This window comes from Corynebacterium sp. 13CS0277, assembly GCF_002994655.1.
GTDB lineage: Bacteria > Actinomycetota > Actinomycetes > Mycobacteriales > Mycobacteriaceae > Corynebacterium.
Genome location: NZ_PPDL01000059.1, coordinates 1 through 1182, shown reverse-complemented (window position 1 = coordinate 1182; position 1182 = coordinate 1). Strand labels below are relative to the sequence as shown.

The window sequence follows — 1182 nt, the reverse complement described above, 5'->3', positions numbered from 1 at the left end:
GGATGCTCGGTATTATACCGAACCCGCCACCATTCATGCAGGACACGCGCATGTTCGACCCCCTCAACGAGGTTGTCTTCCCACAGCTCATCCCGCATCCGGTTGTGCAACGACTCCACAAACCCGTTATGCCACGGCTGACCAGGCGGAATAAACGCCAGCTCCGTGTGCTCATCACTGGCTTCTGCAGCCCAATCAGCAACGACACCAGCGATAAACTCCGGCCCGTTGTCCATACGAACAACCCGGGGACGTCCCCCACGCTCACAGGACAACACGTCCAGCAACTCCACGACCTGCTCTGCGGGGATCGAACGATCCACCACAGCACCGAGGCATTCCCTGGTGAACTCATCGATGACATTGAGCACCTTGATGGGCTTTCCCTGCTGGTCATAGTCAAACTGGAAGTCCAGAGCCCACACGTCATCGATCGTGCGGGCAGGAGACACACGCGGCACACAGTTCGCAGCCACCAAACGCTTACGCTTCCTGCGAGGATGCACCGTCAGGCACTCCTCACGCCACAGGCGACGAACAACCTCCCGGCTGACCAGGAAGCCCGCGTCACGGGCCCGATCCCACGCCCGGCGGTATCCCCACCGGCGATGACTGTCGGCGAATTCACGCAGCCAGGTACGCAATTCTGCGTACTTATCAGGGCAATCCTCGCAGGTGGCAGCCTGGCGGAGTTGTTCCTGCCTGCGGCGGAACGCGGAACGAGACAGCCCAACCAACGCGCACGCACGACGTTCAGAGAGCTTCAACTCACTGACCCGGGTCAGATGAACCACGGCGTCGTGGCGGCGGGCCGGGCCTAGAATTTTCCCTCAGCCAGCTCCCGGAGTGCCTGCTTTTCGAGTTCGGACTGGCCCAGCAGTCGCTTCAGCTGGTCGTTTTCCTTCTTCAGCTCCCGCAGCAGCTTGGCCTGGGACTTGTCCATCCCGCGGTAGGTGCTGCGCCAGCGAGCCAAGGTCGCTTCGCTGATGGTCAGCTCGCGACAGATCTCGGCGTTGTTTTTGCCTTCGGCCTTGAGCTTGTCTGCTTGCTCAAGCTTGGCCACGATCTGCTCGGGGGTGTGCTTGTTGAACTTCTTCATGGTTGTTGATTTTCCCTTTCCTCCTGGTAGGAGGGGTCACGCGACACTCAAGTCGAGTGGACCGAAAAAACCGGGGCATTCCA

Annotated in this window: 2 protein-coding genes; both read right to left on the bottom strand. The window is 60.2% G+C overall.

Translation table 11 applies throughout. From position 1 onward, the window contains the following. On the bottom strand, nt 1-794 hold a 794-nt coding region (locus tag C1Y63_RS12405; RefSeq protein WP_146128971.1), incomplete at its 3' end, for an IS3 family transposase. Nucleotides 795-817: 23 nt separating this feature from the next. After that, nucleotides 818-1099, bottom strand: coding sequence for a transposase (locus C1Y63_RS12400; protein WP_106016751.1), 282 nt, complete (start codon nt 1097-1099; stop codon nt 818-820). Between the last annotated feature and the right edge of the window lie 83 nt (nt 1100-1182).